General features: G+C 67.8%; 19 protein-coding genes. 2 read left to right on the top strand and 17 right to left on the bottom strand.

Going from position 1 to position 15,436, the window contains the following annotated elements:
* Nucleotides 1–32: 32 nt before the first annotated feature.
* Complete coding sequence (locus ACZ7OH_RS28090; RefSeq protein WP_470283546.1) at nucleotides 33–614, bottom strand: Uma2 family endonuclease; 582 nt, start codon at nucleotides 612–614, stop codon at nucleotides 33–35.
* A gap of 116 nt (nucleotides 615–730) precedes the next feature.
* Between ACZ7OH_RS28090 and ACZ7OH_RS28085 the strand changes: the two genes are divergently transcribed.
* Both ACZ7OH_RS28085 and ACZ7OH_RS28080 read left to right on the top strand, forming a co-directional pair.
* A complete protein-coding gene (locus tag ACZ7OH_RS28085) occupies nucleotides 731–1,240 on the top strand; it encodes an exonuclease domain-containing protein (RefSeq protein ID WP_470283545.1) in 510 nt (169 codons plus the stop codon).
* A gap of 702 nt (nucleotides 1,241–1,942) precedes the next feature.
* Complete coding sequence (locus ACZ7OH_RS28080) at nucleotides 1,943–2,503, top strand: NUDIX hydrolase (protein ID WP_470283544.1); 561 nt, start codon at nucleotides 1,943–1,945, stop codon at nucleotides 2,501–2,503.
* Nucleotides 2,504–2,650: 147 nt separating this feature from the next.
* Here the strand turns inward: ACZ7OH_RS28080 and ACZ7OH_RS28075 are convergent, their stop codons facing one another.
* The 16 genes from ACZ7OH_RS28075 to ACZ7OH_RS28000 form a co-directional block, all read right to left on the bottom strand.
* Nucleotides 2,651–3,295, bottom strand: a complete 645-nt coding sequence (locus tag ACZ7OH_RS28075; RefSeq protein WP_470283543.1) for a mycothiol-dependent nitroreductase Rv2466c family protein — start codon at nucleotides 3,293–3,295, stop codon at nucleotides 2,651–2,653.
* A 48-nt stretch (nucleotides 3,296–3,343) separates the two neighbouring features.
* Complete coding sequence (locus ACZ7OH_RS28070) at nucleotides 3,344–4,069, bottom strand: 3'-5' exonuclease (protein ID WP_470283542.1); 726 nt, start codon at nucleotides 4,067–4,069, stop codon at nucleotides 3,344–3,346.
* 28 nt (nucleotides 4,070–4,097) lie between these two features.
* Nucleotides 4,098–5,063: a phosphoribosylaminoimidazolesuccinocarboxamide synthase gene (locus ACZ7OH_RS28065; protein WP_470283541.1), complete on the bottom strand. Its 966-nt coding sequence runs from the start codon at nucleotides 5,061–5,063 to the stop codon at nucleotides 4,098–4,100.
* Nucleotides 5,063–5,761, bottom strand: a complete 699-nt coding sequence (locus ACZ7OH_RS28060) for an HAD family hydrolase (protein WP_470283540.1) — start codon at nucleotides 5,759–5,761, stop codon at nucleotides 5,063–5,065. The genes ACZ7OH_RS28065 and ACZ7OH_RS28060 overlap by 1 nt, the downstream gene beginning before the upstream one ends.
* A 53-nt stretch (nucleotides 5,762–5,814) precedes the next feature.
* Nucleotides 5,815–6,585, bottom strand: a complete 771-nt coding sequence (locus ACZ7OH_RS28055) for a dTMP kinase (protein WP_470283539.1) — start codon at nucleotides 6,583–6,585, stop codon at nucleotides 5,815–5,817.
* A gap of 89 nt (nucleotides 6,586–6,674) precedes the next feature.
* Entirely contained in the window at nucleotides 6,675–7,784 is a 1,110-nt protein-coding gene (locus ACZ7OH_RS28050; protein WP_470283538.1) for a DegT/DnrJ/EryC1/StrS family aminotransferase, read from the bottom strand.
* Complete coding sequence (locus ACZ7OH_RS28045; RefSeq protein WP_470283537.1) at nucleotides 7,781–8,821, bottom strand: radical SAM protein; 1,041 nt, start codon at nucleotides 8,819–8,821, stop codon at nucleotides 7,781–7,783. The genes ACZ7OH_RS28050 and ACZ7OH_RS28045 overlap by 4 nt, the downstream gene beginning before the upstream one ends.
* On the bottom strand, nucleotides 8,811–9,509 hold the full coding sequence (locus ACZ7OH_RS28040; protein ID WP_470283536.1) for a dTMP kinase: 699 nt from the start codon (nucleotides 9,507–9,509) through the stop codon (nucleotides 8,811–8,813). Before ACZ7OH_RS28040 ends, ACZ7OH_RS28045 begins: the two co-directional genes overlap by 11 nt.
* 2 nt (nucleotides 9,510–9,511) lie before the next feature.
* Nucleotides 9,512–10,333: a class I SAM-dependent methyltransferase gene (locus ACZ7OH_RS28035; RefSeq protein WP_470283535.1), complete on the bottom strand. Its 822-nt coding sequence runs from the start codon at nucleotides 10,331–10,333 to the stop codon at nucleotides 9,512–9,514.
* A 97-nt stretch (nucleotides 10,334–10,430) separates the two neighbouring features.
* Nucleotides 10,431–11,033 (bottom strand): phosphoribosyltransferase, encoded by a 603-nt coding sequence (locus ACZ7OH_RS28030; protein WP_470283534.1) that lies wholly within the window; start codon nucleotides 11,031–11,033, stop codon nucleotides 10,431–10,433.
* Entirely contained in the window at nucleotides 11,033–11,677 is a 645-nt protein-coding gene (gene folE, locus ACZ7OH_RS28025; protein ID WP_470283533.1) for a GTP cyclohydrolase I, read from the bottom strand. Before folE ends, ACZ7OH_RS28030 begins: the two co-directional genes overlap by 1 nt.
* A gap of 213 nt (nucleotides 11,678–11,890) precedes the next feature.
* Nucleotides 11,891–12,595: a 7-carboxy-7-deazaguanine synthase QueE gene (locus ACZ7OH_RS28020; protein ID WP_470283532.1), complete on the bottom strand. Its 705-nt coding sequence runs from the start codon at nucleotides 12,593–12,595 to the stop codon at nucleotides 11,891–11,893.
* A complete protein-coding gene (locus ACZ7OH_RS28015; protein ID WP_470283531.1) occupies nucleotides 12,592–13,287 on the bottom strand; it encodes a 6-carboxytetrahydropterin synthase in 696 nt (231 codons plus the stop codon). Before ACZ7OH_RS28015 ends, ACZ7OH_RS28020 begins: the two co-directional genes overlap by 4 nt.
* A 66-nt stretch (nucleotides 13,288–13,353) precedes the next feature.
* The gene (locus ACZ7OH_RS28010; protein ID WP_470283530.1) at nucleotides 13,354–13,701 is read right to left on the bottom strand and encodes a hypothetical protein; all 348 of its coding nucleotides are present in this window, start codon (nucleotides 13,699–13,701) and stop codon (nucleotides 13,354–13,356) included.
* A 319-nt stretch (nucleotides 13,702–14,020) separates the two neighbouring features.
* Nucleotides 14,021–14,506 (bottom strand): DUF4254 domain-containing protein, encoded by a 486-nt coding sequence (locus ACZ7OH_RS28005; RefSeq protein ID WP_470283529.1) that lies wholly within the window; start codon nucleotides 14,504–14,506, stop codon nucleotides 14,021–14,023.
* Between the two features lie 159 nt (nucleotides 14,507–14,665).
* Nucleotides 14,666–15,277: a hypothetical protein gene (locus ACZ7OH_RS28000; protein ID WP_470283528.1), complete on the bottom strand. Its 612-nt coding sequence runs from the start codon at nucleotides 15,275–15,277 to the stop codon at nucleotides 14,666–14,668.
* Nucleotides 15,278–15,436: the final 159 nt, after the last annotated feature.

Here is a 15,436-nt window from a genome sequence, read left to right as displayed (position 1 = left end):
CTATCGTCATGAAGGCTCGTCGCCGACAGTGGTCAGAGCTTTCTCGTCACGTCATGCAGATCGAGCTCGATCGCGAACGGAGTGTTCGTCGAGAACGTACGTTCCCCGGGCTCGGCTGGGTGGTAGGTGCCGCTCGCTGGATTGGTGACGTATCGAACGGCCTGGCGGCGATCGGGATCGTCGTAGTTCTCGATGCGCCAGTAGTGCTGGATGCCCGCGGCCGCGTACTCGGCCGGCTTGTCCAGCTGATCGGTGATCACCGATCCGGCGGACATCACCTCCACCACCAGCACGCAGTCACTTGGGCGCAGCACCTGCTCGTCTGGAACGTTCGCGTCGTAGACGACCACGTCCGGGCGCCGGTTCAGCAGCGGCGTCTCACACAACCGCAGGTCGGCGCCGGTGACGACAGCAAGGTCCTCACCTGCGGCAGCCTCGAGGAGGCTTGCGAGATGCCGCACGAAGGTCTGATGCGAACGAGTCGGGGACGGCACAACCACGACACCGCCGTCGACGATCTCGATTCGCCGGCACACGTCCTCCGGCATCGCGTCGTACACGTCGGCCGTGATGCCCTCCGGCGGCAGGTGCAGCCAGTCCGGCAACGTCGTCATCCCGCGTCTCCCGCCCTTCTCACACGCACCGCTGGACGCGGTTCACCGGGTTTGGAGAGTACCCGTCGGCGACAGACACGGCCGGGTCACGGCTGGCAGATACGATTCCCCCGCCCATGACCGAAGTGGCCGACGATCCCAGGGTGCAGCGGACGCGTTTCGTCGTCATCGACTTCGAAGGCCTCACCCCGACGGGTCGGCCGCCGGTGCCTGTAGAGGTCGCTGCCGTCACGGTCATGCTCTCACCGAGTGGCCCGTTCACCGAGCTGGACTGCTACGAGTCACTGATCGCCCCACCCCCGGACGTCCCGATCACCAGGTTCGACCAGACATCGGGAATCACGGAGAGGCTGCTGGCCACAGCGCCGGCGGCGTCGACGGCCATGTCGGAACTCGATCGGCGTGTGCACACGGCAGCCACCGAAGCCGGGCACGCGGTTCTGCTCGTTGCCCACCACGCCGCCACCGAGCGGATCTTGCTGCACGGCCAGCGCAACCACTGCCCCCGCCTCGCCGACACCCCGCTGCTCGACACCGTCCGGCTCGCCCGGGCGTGCGTGCCGGGCCTCGCCTCTCATAGCCTGGATCATCTGGCCCGGTTCTTTGAGCTGCATATTCCCCCCTGACCGGCATCGCGCACTCGCCGACGTCCGCCTCACCCTTGCCGTCCTCCAGCGTCTCCTGCACGGCCGGTGGTCGACCTTGATAGACGTCGAGCGCATCGCCCTCATGCCGGCGAAGAAGCCAGAACTGCATGTTGCCGATCAGCCCGGCCTCTTCTGAGGAGGAGCGCCATGGCGCGCGTTCGCAGAGTCGTGCGAGCTGTCCACAGTTTGTCCACACCTCACCGCGACTGTGGATAAGTCGACTTGTCCCGATCGTCGTCGAAGGGTCCATCGCGATGCAAACTCTCGTTTGTCGGCCTATCGATCAGCTCACCGCCGGCAAGGCGTTCAGCGGTTAGCTACGTGCTGTACGCCGGGCCTGGTCGACCGAGCTGCAGCTGGACCGCGGCCAAGTCGACCAAGTAGCGCCCCCTCCCGCTCGACGTCAGGGAATTGCACCCCGCGAGTCGTGTGAGCGTGCTGCAGCGGAGCCCCCGGCTCGTCGAGCAGCTGTTCCACCGAGACGCGGTGGCTCAGCAGATTCGCCCGGGCCCGGCAGCCCCGGGGTGGCGTGCGCGCACTGGCTCACAAACAACTTGTAAAGTACGGACCTTCTCGTACGCTATGCGCATTCTACGGAGCTGCCTGTGTCGCGCCTCGGCCTTCCCGTCCGCCCAGAAAGTCCCAGAGAGTTGTGCTCTCAGACTGATGCGGGGGCGACCCATGTCGATCAGTGACTCGGATATCGTCGGCGCGTTCTCTGCCTACCTCGAGCGCTACCCCAACGAAGCCGCGCAGCTATCTAAGCCGATGCAGCTGCTGCGTACGGGAGAGAATTTCGCCTCGCGGCGAACCTTCCCGATGCACGTGACCGTCGGCGCACTGCTGGTCCGCAACGATGCCGAGATCCTGCTAGTCGAGCACCGCGCATACGGGATCACGCTGCAGCCCGGTGGCCACCTTGAGCCGACCGACACCACACTGATCGACGCGGCGGTGCGCGAGCTGGCGGAGGAAACCGGCCTCGACCCCAGCAAAGTCGTCCCAACGTCGCCGACCCCTGTCTACGTCGAGTACGGCCAGGTCCCGGCACGACCGGCGAAAGACGAGCCGGAGCACTACCACCTCGACATCGGCTACTCCTTCACGACGGCGCAGGCGGACATCGGGGACATCCAGGAGTCCGAGGTGACGGGTGCCGCCTGGTACCCACTCGCCGTGGCCGAGCGCCTTGTCGGGCCCCGCATCGCGCGGGCGATCAGCGCACCAGCCCAGATCGGCTGACCGGGCCTTTCAGATGCCCCTGGTCGGCAGCGGACCACCGTGCGGACCGGCCGAGGCTGCCCGGCGGTGGTCGCATCTTTCGAGCCACCCGCCGACGGTCGACGAGCTCACTCCAGCCGACGCTGGTCAAGGTAGCCGGATGCCCACTCACTCGAAGGACGGTTTCCGGTCCCGGCTCCGCTTGAGCTCGAAAAAGCCGTCCGTACCGGCGACCATCACCAGGCCGTCCCAGAGTCGACCGGCAGCTTCTCCGCGCGGGGCCGGCGTGACCACGGGGCCGAACAGGGCCGTTCCGCCGATGCGGAGAACGGGAGTCCCGACATCGAGGCCGACCTCGTTGAACGCTTCGTCGTGGGAGTCCTTGATGAGCTGATCGAACTCCGTGCTCGTAGCGGCCGACGCCAGCGAATCGGGCAAACCCGCCTCCGCGAGCGCTTCGGTGATGACGGTGGGATCGTCGCGGCGGCGGTGATTGTGCAGCCGGGTGCCGATGGCGGTGTACAGCGACCCGAGGACGCTGCTGCCAGCGTGCTCAGCAGCTGCCGCGCAGACCCGTACCGGCCCCCACGCGTTCGTCATCAGCTCGCGGTATTCGTCGCTGAGGCCCTTGCCCTCGCGCTGAACGAGATTGAGGTAGGCCAGCGACATGATCCGCCAATCGGCGGACACTGGCCGAACCTGCTCGACCTCCAGGAGCCAGCGCGAGGTGATCCACGCCCAGGGACACAGCGGATCGAACCAGAACGGGACCTCGTCGCGGCCCGACTGTTCCTTGATCACGAGAATGAGCACCGTCCAATCTCAGTTCGGGTTTGCATGCGCCCTTTCCTGTTGGCAGTCCTATATGTCGAACAATCCACTTTGGACAGGGACGTTGCATTTGGCCGTGCGCCCGGCGACTTTCACCAATGCTGCAAGATCGCTGATCTGAGACGTCTCGGCGGTAGCGTTGATGAGCCGGAAGAACACCTCCGCGGTGACATCGACGTCGGCGGCGGCCCGGTGGCGATCCGCCGGCAGCGGGACAGAGAAATGTGCCAGCAACGTGTCGAGCTTGTAGTTCGGCAAACCTGGAACGAGGTGTTTGGCGAGCGGGATCGTGTCGAGAAAGTCGACACAGGCCAGCGCTGGGCAGTGCTCACGCTGATTGTGGATGACGTTGGCTTCGGTGGCGGCGTGCTGTGCCACCAGCAGGTACCGGGTGTCAGCAGTGAATCGCCGATCCAGTGCGCCCAGCGCATCGGCCGGGCCGGGGGCCTGCTTCACCTGTTCGGGGGTCAGCCCGGTCTGGGCCGTATCTGCTGAGGTCACCGGGGCGAACGCGGGCGGGCGGATGAGGGAGGCGTACCTGCCGACCGTCGCCCACGTGCCTTCCTCGTAGCGCAGCGCGAGAGCAGCGACCTCGATGGGCTGGGCCGGGTAGCCCGAGGGGGTCGTCGTCTCGAAGTCGATGACCACGAACGTCGTGGCCAGGAAGGCTGGGTCTTCGGTCAAGCCCATGTGTCCACCGTTCTCGTAGGTTCCGTGACGGCCTGCGGCCTGCGCCGGCCGGATCGCGGAGAGCATGCCCGAGCGCCTGCCGCCGTGCTGCTCGTCACTGGCTGATGAGGCGAGCAACGGCCCGCGTGGCCGCCTGCAGGTCCGGCGCGTCCCAGAGGCGCTCGCCTGTCCAGGTCTCGCTCAGGGACCGGTACAGGTCCGACATCACCGGCAGGAACTCGGGCGGGAGTGGCGCTGGCCGCGGCCACCGGCTCCGGGGCACGCCCTCGGCGATCAGCCTGCTGACCGGCACCTCGAGCCCGTTGTCGACGTACCAGTTCCGGATGACCTGTTTGCCGCAGTGCACGCCGTTGAACATCAGGCGGCTTTCATCCGGTGTGCCGGGACTGTCGGCAAGCACGAGGTTCGCATCGCTCGACATCATGAACTCGATCTTGCCGTCGCAGTGAGTCAGCCCGAGTTCGCGTGCGCGCCTGGTCAACACGTCGTTGACGATGACGGTGGTGTCGCGCATCGCCTGGAACTGCTCGTCGCTCAGGCCGGCGAGGCGCTGGGCCTCCGACCCGCTGATGAACCGGTTGACGTCTTCCCGCGTCGTCGCGTACTCGATGATCGGATGCCGCAGCGTTTCGCCGACGGCGGGAATGCCGTCGAGCCCGACCTCGGCCGGTGTCAGCGCGCCTGCGGCGATTCGACGGTGAACGGAGCTTCCTTGCGGGAGCTCGTTGCGGAAGAGGACCTGCACGGGAACCAGGTAGTTTCCAGCGTCCGAGGTGAGTGGCCCTGCGTCCGGGGCCGGGACCCGCGCGAGCACGAATTCGACCCGGTTCGGGGCGATGAACCGGCGGAAATGCGTGCGCACGCCCGCCGCCTCCAACATCTCGAAGTTGAAGACGGCCATGCGGCACGTCGCCTCGCCTTTCCCGGGGATCGGGTCCGGCATCCTGCCGTAGTGGAAGACCGTGTAGTTGTCCGTGTACTCGAAGATTCCGACTCCCTCCCTCGTTGCCGTGGGCGGTTCGAGAATCTCGAAGTTCTTGGTCGAGCGGAGGACAGGCATCATGCTCCCTGGCGCGACGGCCTCGTGCCGTCATCTGGTGTTGTCCGCTGATCGTGGCGATGCTGCGGCATCCCGGCGTTCGTGGAGAAGCGGGCGGCTGCCGCAGCGCCGTCAGCGGTCGTCAGGTGGCCGTCGAGCACCGTGATGACCTGCATTCCGGCCGCGCGGGCGGAGGTGACACCGTCGGGAGCGTCGTCGACGGCGAGACAGCGGTCCGCCGCGACGTCGAGGCGGCGGGCGGCCTCGGCGAACAGGTCGGGGGCCGGCTTGCCGTGCATGACGTCCTCTCGTGCGACGACAGCCGCGAAAACGTCCATCAGACCCAGCGCCTCGATCCCGGGACGAACCAGAAGCCGGCTGGCTCCCGAGGCCACGGCGCAGGGCAGTCCAGCGCGGCGAGCGGCGCGCAGGAGCGCGACGACACACGCGACCGGGGTGATCATGTGCACTGTGGCCAGCAGATGGGTACGGCTGTGTCGGATGATCTCGTCGTGGGGCAGCAGCTGGCCTCCAGGGAGCGTGGTCAGCAGGTCGTGGATGGACAGGCCGACGTGATGGCGGTACCAGTCCAGGTCCAGGTCGAGGCCGTGTGGCTGCAGCGCCGCTCGCAGCGCCTGCTCGTGACTGTCGGTCGTGTCGGCGAGGGTTCCGTCGAAGTCGAGGATCAGGGCCTCGACGCCCTCGGGAATCACGGGCACGCAGCTCCTCGTTGGAGCCGGGTCCGGGCCGGTCGAAGGGTGCGCCGTTTGACTCATGCCGGCGCCGCATCCCCGCGGCGGCCGCAGCACATGCACCGGGCCCCAGGTCCCTGCCACGGCTCGCGCACGCAGCCGACGCCGGTCCTGGCGCCATGGATCCACGCCCGAATCTGATCGACGGCCTCGTGCTCGCTGATACTGCGCCGGTCGACGACTCGGTAACGTGCCGGATCGGTGGCGGCGACCCGCTCGTAGAGGACGGCTGCGTCACGCATGAACGTAGCCTGCTCGGCGGTGATGACGCACCCGTCGCGCCGTTGCGCGCGCGCAACGGCCTGTGAAGCGTCGTCGGTGACGAGGATCGTGAGGTCGGGGAGCGGCCGGTCGGAGGACGCGAGGTCCAGCAGGTCGGTTGCCGTCCGAAGGGCCGCGTCCGGGTTGTCGGGGTGCAGCAGCAGCGCTTGGCATACCGCTGTGGAGTCGACGCTGCGGCCCTCGACGACGGCACGTCCGCTGGACAGCTCGGGCAGTACGGTGTCCAGGTCATGGCGCTTGATGGCCAGCAGGATGAGTGCCTCGGCTAATGGAGCGCCCCCGCGCAGGAACGGATCCCCGGCGCTGGCCTCGCGCAGTGCGCGAAGCAGAGCCTTGCCGAGTCCTGGCTGCCCAGTCGTTCGCTGGGAGAACCCGTCGAGTATCAGCGGCTTGTCGTCGAGGGCGTCGATGGCGCGTTTGGTCAGGTATGTCTTGCCGACTCCGTTTATTCCCTCGGCGGCGATCAGCGGGCCGCGGGTGCAGGAGTGGCGTACCTGTGTGGTCGTCATGCGGGCAGGTCCGTTCGGGGACAAGGACAATGCGCTGTCGGAAGGGGGCGGTCCCGAGGAATTTGTCGATGCTGGTTGCGGAGCGTCGGTCACGGTGCCCATGCGGTGGCCTCTCGGGCGATGACGGCGGCGTAGCGGTCGAGCGTGGTCTCGGTGTCGCGTTCGGTGAGGACGACGGCGAGGGTGTGGTCGAGGATCTGCGCGGCGCCGCGGCACGGCCGGTCAGGGCTGGTGAACATGGGCCGGGTGTCGCAGGGCACAAGCCGGAAGCTGCCGGTGGAGTTCGGCACTCCCTGGTGCGCGAGATGTTCGGCGAACGCCCGGGGGTTCGGCAGGTCGATGTGCAGCAACGGCGAGAAGCCGTTCCACTCCTCACCCGCAGCTGGAGTGAGAGCGGCAAGGCCGGGTGTCTGTTCCAGGGCGTGCAGCACACGCCGGGTCTGTTCTTGGCGGAGCTCGACCAGGCGCGAGATCCGCCGGAGGTTGGCAAGGGCGATCGCGGCCAGGGGGGCGGCGAGGCGGGAGTTGGTTGCCAGTCGGCTCAGCGGTTCTTCGCCCGCCGGAGCCTGCTGCCAGTGGCTGCGGGACGCCCTCGCGTGCTCCGCCACCTCGCGGTGGGTAGTGAGCAGGAAGCCGCCTTCTCCGCTCCAGAGGATCTTTCCGTCCTTCATGCTGAAGCAGCCCGCAGTGCCGGCTGTGCCCGCCCGGTGCCCGTCGCGCGTGGTGCCGGCGGCCTGCGCAGCGTCCTCGATGACGTCGAGACCGTGCTCGGAGGCGAACGACGTCAGGGCTGCTGCATTTCCCATTCGGCCCCACAGGTGTACTGGGATGATCACCCGGGTTCGTGAGGTGACCTTTCGTGCGGCGTCGTCGTAGTCCAGGTCCAGGGTGGCCGGGTCGCTGTCGACGAACACCGGCGTTGCCCCGAGAGCGTGCAGCGGCGCCACCGTCATGACGACGGTCAGTGCCGGAACGAGGACTTCGTCGCCCGGGCCGATGCCGCAGGCGGACAAGGCGGCGTGCAGGGCCGCGGTGCCGGAGGCGACGGTCACGGCGTGCGGGACACCAAACGCCCTCGCCAGATCGCGTTCCAGTTCCGCGGCGGCCGGTCCGCCGCTCGGGTCGGGCATCTGCCTGAGCACGGCGCCGAGCTGTTCTTCGAGTGCCTGTGCGTCGCCGCGGGTGTGCGGAATCGTCATCGGGCGGCCCCCTCGTTCTGCAGCAGCTGCGGCATGCTGGGCACGAGGGGCCACATGTTCACGCAGTCTCGGCTGAACAGTGAACAGTCCGTGCACGTCGGCCTCGTGGCGAACAGCGTGCGCGCGTCGCCGTCTCGGATGGTGCGTCGCCGTTCGGGCGGGGTGGCGGCGATCCGGCGATCGGAGGGGCAGTCCCAGACCGAGCCGTCGGGCTGGATGAAGAACAGGCGAGCGCCGCCGAAGCAGTCGGGGACGTTTCCGCTGTCGTGGGTGGAGATCGCGGCGACAAAGCGCTGGACGTACGAGGGGTCGGGCAGGTTCAGTCCGTGGGGGTCGCTGTAGAGGCGGTCGAGTTGCTCGCTGACGTCGGCGACGTCGTCGGCGGTGTGGGACATCTGGTGGAAGAGCTTGTGGTCGGGCGCGAGGGAAATCGGTTGCGGCACGTAGTAGTCCACGCCGAGGTCGGCGGCCAACCGCGCCACTTCGGTGATCTCTTGCGGACGTGATCGCGTGACCACGGTGTAGATCCCGACCCTCGGTGCTGCCCGTCCGGCGCGGACGCGGAGCAGGGTCTTGATGCCGTCCAGGACGTCGTGGTATCCGAAACGACCCGACCGTGAGGGTCGCATCCGGTCGTTGGTTTCCTCGTCCGCGCTGTCGAGCGATACCGAAACGCCGTCGACGCCGAGGTCGACGAGGCGCTCGGCCACGTGCGGGCGGGTGAGCGGGACACCGTTCGTCGCGATGACGACTTGGCAGCCCGCGTCCTTGATCAGGGAGATGACTCCGAGCGTGCCGGGCCAGTCCAGCGGCTCGCCGCCCGCGATGACCACCCGCTCGACGTCCGAGCCGGCCAGCGTGCGCGCGAACGCTGTCACAGCCTCGGCGGACAGGTCGGTGCGGGACAGGTGCGACAGGACACCTGCCTGCCCCGGCGGGTTGTCCTTGTGCTCCTCGATGGTGCCGAAGTAGCAGTGCGGGCACGCGAACGCACACGGGGAACGCAGGCCCCACAGCAACGTCACGTCACGAGGCATGGGCGGCCTGCCGATCCAGCAACGTGGTCACGATGTCCTCGACGGCGGCGGCAGTGTCCTGCGGCGACAAGTCGCCCACGTCGACGAGGGTGTACCGCCCGGGATCGTCATCCGCCGCCGCCCGGTACAACGCGTCGACCTGTTCGATCACCCGTACGTCCGGAGGCGCCAGCGGATGCCCGATCCGGTCGGCGAAGCGCGCCGCACACACCGGGGGGTCACCCGTGAGCAGGATGGTCACGTCCGGGAACGCCCTCCACCGCCGGATTCCCGAGAGCACGTGTCGCACCACCGCGTCCGGCGACGCCTCCGAATACTGCGAGCAGAGGATCGCGGCCTGGTACACAGCGACGGAGTCCACGCCGCGGTCCTCGATGATCACGTCGACTCCGGCCAGGTCTCGCTGAGCCAGGCGCTCGGCTTTGCGGACCTGAAGAGCGAGCAGGGCGAGGGTCTCCACAACCGGATGGCCTGTGCGCAGGAACGGGTCGCCCTGAGCGCTCAACGCGGCGATCACCAGCCCGGGGAGCGTGTCGCCGGGCTGGTCGGTCAGCTCATCCAGAAGTAGGCCTCGCGCACCGAGCGTGGCGGCGACCGAGCGGGCCGCGGTCGTCTTCCCGACGCCGTTGATGCCTTCGATGCTCACCCACAGCGGCGTGGCACCAGGTATCGGCGTGGTGATCGACATCGTCATGCTGGCCTCCGGCAGACGTAGAGCAGTTCCGTCGCGACCTCGTGAACGGCGACGGCGGAGACCGCGTCCAGCAGCGCCTTGGGTACGCGTTCGACGAGGTCCCGGTACCAGGCGGCTGCGGGGTCCCCGTAGCGGTCGGCGAGCGCGGTCGCCAGGACGTCCGGCGCAGGCGGCAACAGGCCCAGCACGTTCTCGATGACCAGGCCCGTCTCGCCGATGACCTGCTCGACCTCGTCGCGCGACCACTCGTAGACGTGGACGCGGTACTGCAGCGGGCGCGGCGGGGGGCCGACAGCTGCCGGGGTGGACAGGTAGAGCACTCCGCCCGGCGCCAGCGCGGCGGCGGTGTTGCGCAGGCTCTGCGCGCCGAGTTCGAACGGCAGATGCTCCAGCGCCGAGGTGTAGAGCGCGATGTCGAACGAGGGCAGCGTCGGCCAGGGCTGGGCGACGTCGCATTCCACCAGGTCCACGGGGAAGGGGTCGCCGTATGTCGCGCGCAGGGCCTCGATCCGCTCGCGGGCCTCATCGAGGTTGTCCACGCTGATGTCCAGGCCGACGTATCGCGCGATCTTCGGGGCGTAGCGGTAGAGCAGCGGCAGCGCCAGCCCGCGGCCGCAGCACACATCCAGCACTCGCGAGTCCGGCGCGCACTGCTCGGCGACGATCAGGTGCTGCAGGAGGTTCATCAGGCCCGATGGCTTGGCTTCACCGCGGCCCAGTGCGTGGTAGAAGTCGTCCATCTGGTTTGTGCTGTAGGGCCCCACCATCGGGGTTCCCGGCCGGGTCGCGTACTGCTCTGGCAGTTGCGAAGCGTTCATCGATGTGCTCCCTGTGGATCGTCCAGATGGAAAGCTGGCGCCGCGACGGCGTATCGGCGCAGGTCCGGCCCGACGGAGTGCGACCGGTTCTGCCCGCTCATCCGTGGCCTCCGCGTTCGTTGGCTTCGACCTCGACGCCGCTGAGCGCGGAGCGGCCCCGCGGTGAGGTCGGCACGATCAGGTCCTCGCTGGTTGGGACCGGCTCGTTCCAGGGGAAGACGACCCAGTCCAGCGTGTCCCACACCCACGTGTCCGGGGTGAAGGCCGCCGCCTTGCTGCTGCAGAGCGCTGCGGTACGCACGGCGGCCGGCGCCAGGTGCGTAGCCAGCCACGGAATCACCGCGCGATAGGTCGAGCCGGTGCCGCAGATGTCGTCGACCAGCAGCACCCGGGCACCGTGATGCGCGATCAGCACCGCATCAGGTTCCTTCGGCAGCTCGACCTGCCCGGTCGCGGGAACGTGCAGGTCGTCGCTGTGATTATGGCGGGCCGTCACCTCGACAACCGGCACGCTGTAGTGGCTGGCGAGCAACTGGGCCAGCGGAACTCCCCCACGTGCGATCCCGACGACCACGTCGGGCGTCGGCTCCTGCCCGGCGATCAACGCGGCAGCGGAGGCGAAGGCGTCCTGCGTCATGCGCCAGATGCGCCGGTGCTCGAAAACGCGCTGTACCAAAGCTGTGTCGATGTTCTTGGTCATCAGCTGGCCTGCCATGTGCCGGTGGCGAGAGTGAGGAACTGTTGGGATAGAACGGGGTCGCTGTGAAATCGGCCGCGAGCCTGATGTGTGGTGGTGCGGGCGGTTTCCATCCGCACGCCCCGTGCGCTCATGCACAGATGCGTGCCGCGCACGGTGACGGCCACGTCCGTGCTCTCGATCAATGCGGCGATGTCATCAGCGACGTGACGCGTGAACCGTTCCTGCACCTGAAGGCGGCCCGCATGCCGCTGCGCGATCCGGCCGAACTTCGACAGGCCCACGACCTCGCCATCGGGCACGTAGCCGACAGCGACGTTGAGGTGCATGGGCAGCAGGTGGTGCTCGCACAACGACCAGACGCTCATGCCGTCGATCACGACCAGCTGGTCGCTCAGACTGTTCTCGGTGAAGCACGTCGGTGCGGCCGAAGGGTCCGGGGAGAGGAAAGTGCTCCACCACGCGGCGACTCGGTTCGGTGTGTCCACGAGTCCGTCTCGGGTGGGGTCTTCACCGAGTGCGGCCAGGAGCTGGTTGACGAGGTCGGCGACGCGCTCGGTGTCGACCGGCCTCGGTGCGGTCGGCTGGAGCTGTGGTGCCAAAGCCAGGCTCCCGCCGGCCGCAGGGCTGCAGACGGAGTTGGTCATAGAGGTTTCCTCGCTTCCGGGTGGCTGGCGAAGCTGGGCTGAGCACGACGCGGGTCAACTATGTGCGCGCGGGGAAGGCGTCCCACCAGGGCATCCGCGACGACTCGGATAGTCCTCATAAGACATTCGGCCGCAGCCTGCCGATGCACCTGCTCCGGAAATAGCTGGTACGTAGGAGAATTGGCTTTCGCACTCGGCGATACTCGATTGGCATCATCGGGCACCGGTCAGGATGTGCAGCCGAGTCGAGACGTTCCACCTTCGGGCGGTTGCCTGGTCGTAGAGCGCGTCCATGCCGGCCAGGACTTTCTCGCGGTCGGTGCCCTCCGGCATCACCCACACCGGGTCCAGTTGGTATTCCTTGACGAGCTGGGCGATCTCGTCGAGATCGTGCTCGGGGTCGGTAACGACGAACTTGAAGATCGCGCGACCAGTTGCGGCCAGCGCGGCGAGCGCATCGGGCTTGATCCGAACCCCATAGGGCATACCGGAGTTCGCAAGCTTGGGGCTCACCACCCACAGATCTACCAGGGGCACCAGTTCGGGGATCGGTGTCCTCGTTCCGTTGGTCTCGACTTGCACCCGCGACGGTCTGGCGCCGCGGGCGAGAGCGGCCATGGCAGGTTGCTGCAGCATGGGTTCCCCGCCGGTGAGCACGACCAGGTCCACGGCGTGTTCGCGCACCCACGACACCAGAGCGGTGACGGGGACTCTCTCGCTGACCTCGGTCGGGTTGTACTTGGTCCAGTCCCAGCTTTCTGGGGTGTCGCAGAAGCCACACCGGAGGTTGCAGTGAGAGAACCGGACGAACGCGCAGCGCTGACCGGTCCATGGCCCCTCGCCTTGGAACGACTCGAACTTCTCGGTCAGGATCGCGGTGCCCTGTACGCGCTCGGGTAGCAGCGCCGGTGCGTTCACGCCGCCCCTCCCCGTTCCCACAGTCCTGTGGTGGTTCCCGACTTGATTCGTGCGGACAGGAGACGACCGCGGATCTTCGGTTCGAGGTTGTCGACGAACCAGTGGGCGAGGTGGGCGACCAGCGCGGGGCCCGCGCGGCGTAGCCCCGCATCGGTGTCGCGGGCGCGCAGGTGGGCCGCGAACGGCTTCAGGTCACCGAAGTCGGTGACGAAACCGAATTCGTCGAGGCCGTCGGACCCCAGGACCAGTGTGATGTCGCCGTGGCCGGTTGGGAAGGTCTTCGAGATCGTGATCTCGCCGGTGACGCCGTCACAACGAGCCGCGGTGGTCGTCGTCTCGGAGACCACCATGGCGACCAGCGTGATCGGCGTCGCGGATTCGATGGTGTCTTGGAACCACTCGGCGAGGTGAGCAGCGAGATGTTCACACGTCGGGTGGAACGGGACCCGGTCGTTGAGGAGACGGTGGTCGAATGTCTCAGCGAGGTAGTCTCCCAGGGCTGACAGACTCTCTCGTGTGCCGTCACCTACGAGCGCCGAGGCAGTAACCGAATAGTTGTGCCCGTGGTTGCGGTGACATTTGTGACTGTCCGGCAACAGCCTCAGTTCATGGCTGGCACTGAAGTCAAACCTTTCTGAGATGGTGATCTGCTCGTCTGCGAGCGAATTCTCGCTCGTGGCCCTTGCCTTCATGCGGCCCTCCTTCCTCGGTCATGCAGAACGAAACGTGGGCGGCGTAAGCCGGCTGGCACGACCGCCTCAGGAGACCCGGAGTTCCGTGCCGGTCGGCTGTCCGGTAGCAGCCGCGTGCCTGCCGGGGGTGGCTCCACAAGGACCGCCGTCGGTGATCAGGTGCCGTTGGGCGATGGTCCACACCGAACAGGGATGGTGGCGAGGACGTCGCCATCCGGAGCACTGCGGGCATCGGCCGTGTTCATCGGGGTGGTGCGCGGCGAGCAGGTCCCGCCAGCCGGTGGTGAGCCGCGAGATCTCCGTGCTGGCCAGGGCTGCGCGGGACCGCTCATCGCCGTCGTCCACGAGCTGGTCCAGGTAGTTGAGGCGCCCGTACACCGCATCGCGCATGGTGCCAGCGAGAACTTCATCCATCGTGCTGCTCCCTATTGATCCGGGTGTCGGTCTGGCGGGCGGCAGGCGGTGACGGCTGAGGCCAGGCCGGCGGCCACAGGCGAGTGTGCAGGTCCGGTGGCACCAGCTCGCCCAGTCGAACGCCAGCTGCCTGAACGTGATGGGCGGCGTTCTCGAAGGGGGCGCAGGGCCACGACTGAGCAGAGCACAGCGGGCACGCACCCGGATTATCCGGTGGCGGCAGGTGCGCGGACATGTCGTCGATCGCCTGGGCAGCCCGGCCGGCCGGGCTGTCGGCCGCGACGATGACGGCGACGATTTCGCGTATCCCGCCCATGGCTCACTCCGCCGCGTCGGGACCGGTCGGGGTCTGATAAACGGGCAGGCGACGTCTGCCGCGCTCCACGTCGGCAACCAGGTCGTCGTAGCCGGTACACAGCTCGCCGAGTTGGTGCAGCGCCACCCGGGCCCAGGTGGACGCGGCCGGGCCGGTGGCGTGGTTGGTGATCAGACGGGAGCGGGTCCATGCCGCTGCTAGCCGGTCTACGAGTTGGCCCAGGGTTTCGGTGTGCAGCACCGAGGCCCTGGATTCGCCGAACTCGACGGCCGCCCAGCGATCGATCTGCTCGATCAGCACCGCGCAGGCGATCTCCCGTAAGGCGAGCGTGCGAGCGGCGGCGGCCATCACGTGATCGTCGGCGCGAGGATCGTGGATGAGTTGCTGGGCCTGCGCGCGCAGTTGATGCTCTGCGGCCAGCTTCACGGCAACCGCGATCACGACGTCTCGGCCGCTGGCTTCGCCCTGGTGGTTGAACGCGCGCACCATTGTCGCGGCTCGCGGAATCTCGAGGCGCCGATGGCTCCGGTTGTGTCCACGGGGGACGGGATCGTGTTGCGTCACGACAGTGGAAATGCGAATCACTCCTTCGGAGGTGGCGCTGAGAATCGCTCGCCCGGAGGCCCCGGATGCTGGCCTGTCACGTGATCAGCCGGTGTGCAGACCGGACAGCCGGGCGGTGGCGAACGCGAGGGCACGGTCCAGCGCTTGGTCGTGGCCGTCGGCGAGCAGTAGCTCGTGCGGTAGCCGCATCTCGTGGAGGACCTGATTGACGTAGCGGTCGGCCAACACGCGGAAGGCGCGGTGGGATTCGGGCGTCGCGTTTCCGCCTGCGGTCGCGCCGGGTTCCAGAGTGGTCCGCAGCATCAGGTCGTAGTGGCGGCTGTGCGCCTTGACCAGGGATTCCAGGTCGGCCACTTCGTCGGTGTCAGGCTCTTCGTTGCGGTAGGCCAGCGCGGCGCGGTAGTACCCCAGGGCATCGGGCACGGCACGGTCGACCAAGACCACGTCCGCGTGCAGCCACGCCTCCAGCTCGCTGCTGATCCCTCGGGTGATGATCCACAAGGTGGAGGTGAAGGTGTGGTTGAACGCGATCGGCAACCCGAGGCGCTGCGCTTGCTCGCCGAGACCGGTGACAGTGGCGACGTCGATGTCGTGCAGCCGGAGTTCGTGCGCGAGGCGCGCAACAAAGGTGGATTTTCCTGTGGAATGGGTGCCGAGCACGCCGATGGTGACCGGTCTCTCGGGTGAAACGCTCACCACAGTCCTCCATGCCGATCGGGCTCGTCGGCTCGGTCCGGCCGGGATACCCGCCCGGGGCGCTCGGATCCCGGCCAGTCCAGGCCGGACTGTTCGGTCACGGCGAGTTGCAGCGTCACAAAGTCCTCCTGCTCCTGGGAGTGATGTCCGATTGAGCTG

It is taken from the genome of Amycolatopsis sp. NPDC114478, from assembly GCF_055633805.1.
This window is presented reverse-complemented; position numbering and strand designations above follow the sequence as displayed.

Bases quoted from the DNA above. Each gene is read 5' to 3' on its own strand.
- ACZ7OH_RS28040 (WP_470283536.1), bottom strand. From the start codon at position 9,509: ATGTCGATCACCACGCCGATACCTGGTGCCACGCCGCTGTGGGTGAGC.
- ACZ7OH_RS28055 (WP_470283539.1), bottom strand. From the start codon at position 6,585: ATGACGACCACACAGGTACGCCACTCCTGCACCCGCGGCCCGCTGATC.
- ACZ7OH_RS28015 (WP_470283531.1), bottom strand. From the start codon at position 13,287: ATGAAGGCAAGGGCCACGAGCGAGAATTCGCTCGCAGACGAGCAGATC.
- ACZ7OH_RS28035 (WP_470283535.1), bottom strand. From the start codon at position 10,333: ATGAACGCTTCGCAACTGCCAGAGCAGTACGCGACCCGGCCGGGAACC.
- ACZ7OH_RS28030 (WP_470283534.1), bottom strand. From the start codon at position 11,033: ATGACCAAGAACATCGACACAGCTTTGGTACAGCGCGTTTTCGAGCAC.
- ACZ7OH_RS28005 (WP_470283529.1), bottom strand. From the start codon at position 14,506: ATGGTGCGCGCGTTCAACCACCAGGGCGAAGCCAGCGGCCGAGACGTC.
- ACZ7OH_RS28050 (WP_470283538.1), bottom strand. From the start codon at position 7,784: ATGACGATTCCGCACACCCGCGGCGACGCACAGGCACTCGAAGAACAG.
- ACZ7OH_RS28080 (WP_470283544.1), top strand. From the start codon at position 1,943: ATGTCGATCAGTGACTCGGATATCGTCGGCGCGTTCTCTGCCTACCTC.
- ACZ7OH_RS28070 (WP_470283542.1), bottom strand. From the start codon at position 4,069: ATGCTCTCCGCGATCCGGCCGGCGCAGGCCGCAGGCCGTCACGGAACC.
- ACZ7OH_RS28065 (WP_470283541.1), bottom strand. From the start codon at position 5,063: ATGCCTGTCCTCCGCTCGACCAAGAACTTCGAGATTCTCGAACCGCCC.
- ACZ7OH_RS28085 (WP_470283545.1), top strand. From the start codon at position 731: ATGACCGAAGTGGCCGACGATCCCAGGGTGCAGCGGACGCGTTTCGTC.
- ACZ7OH_RS28090 (WP_470283546.1), bottom strand. From the start codon at position 614: ATGACGACGTTGCCGGACTGGCTGCACCTGCCGCCGGAGGGCATCACG.
- folE (WP_470283533.1), bottom strand. From the start codon at position 11,677: ATGACCAACTCCGTCTGCAGCCCTGCGGCCGGCGGGAGCCTGGCTTTG.
- ACZ7OH_RS28010 (WP_470283530.1), bottom strand. From the start codon at position 13,701: ATGGATGAAGTTCTCGCTGGCACCATGCGCGATGCGGTGTACGGGCGC.
- ACZ7OH_RS28045 (WP_470283537.1), bottom strand. From the start codon at position 8,821: ATGCCTCGTGACGTGACGTTGCTGTGGGGCCTGCGTTCCCCGTGTGCG.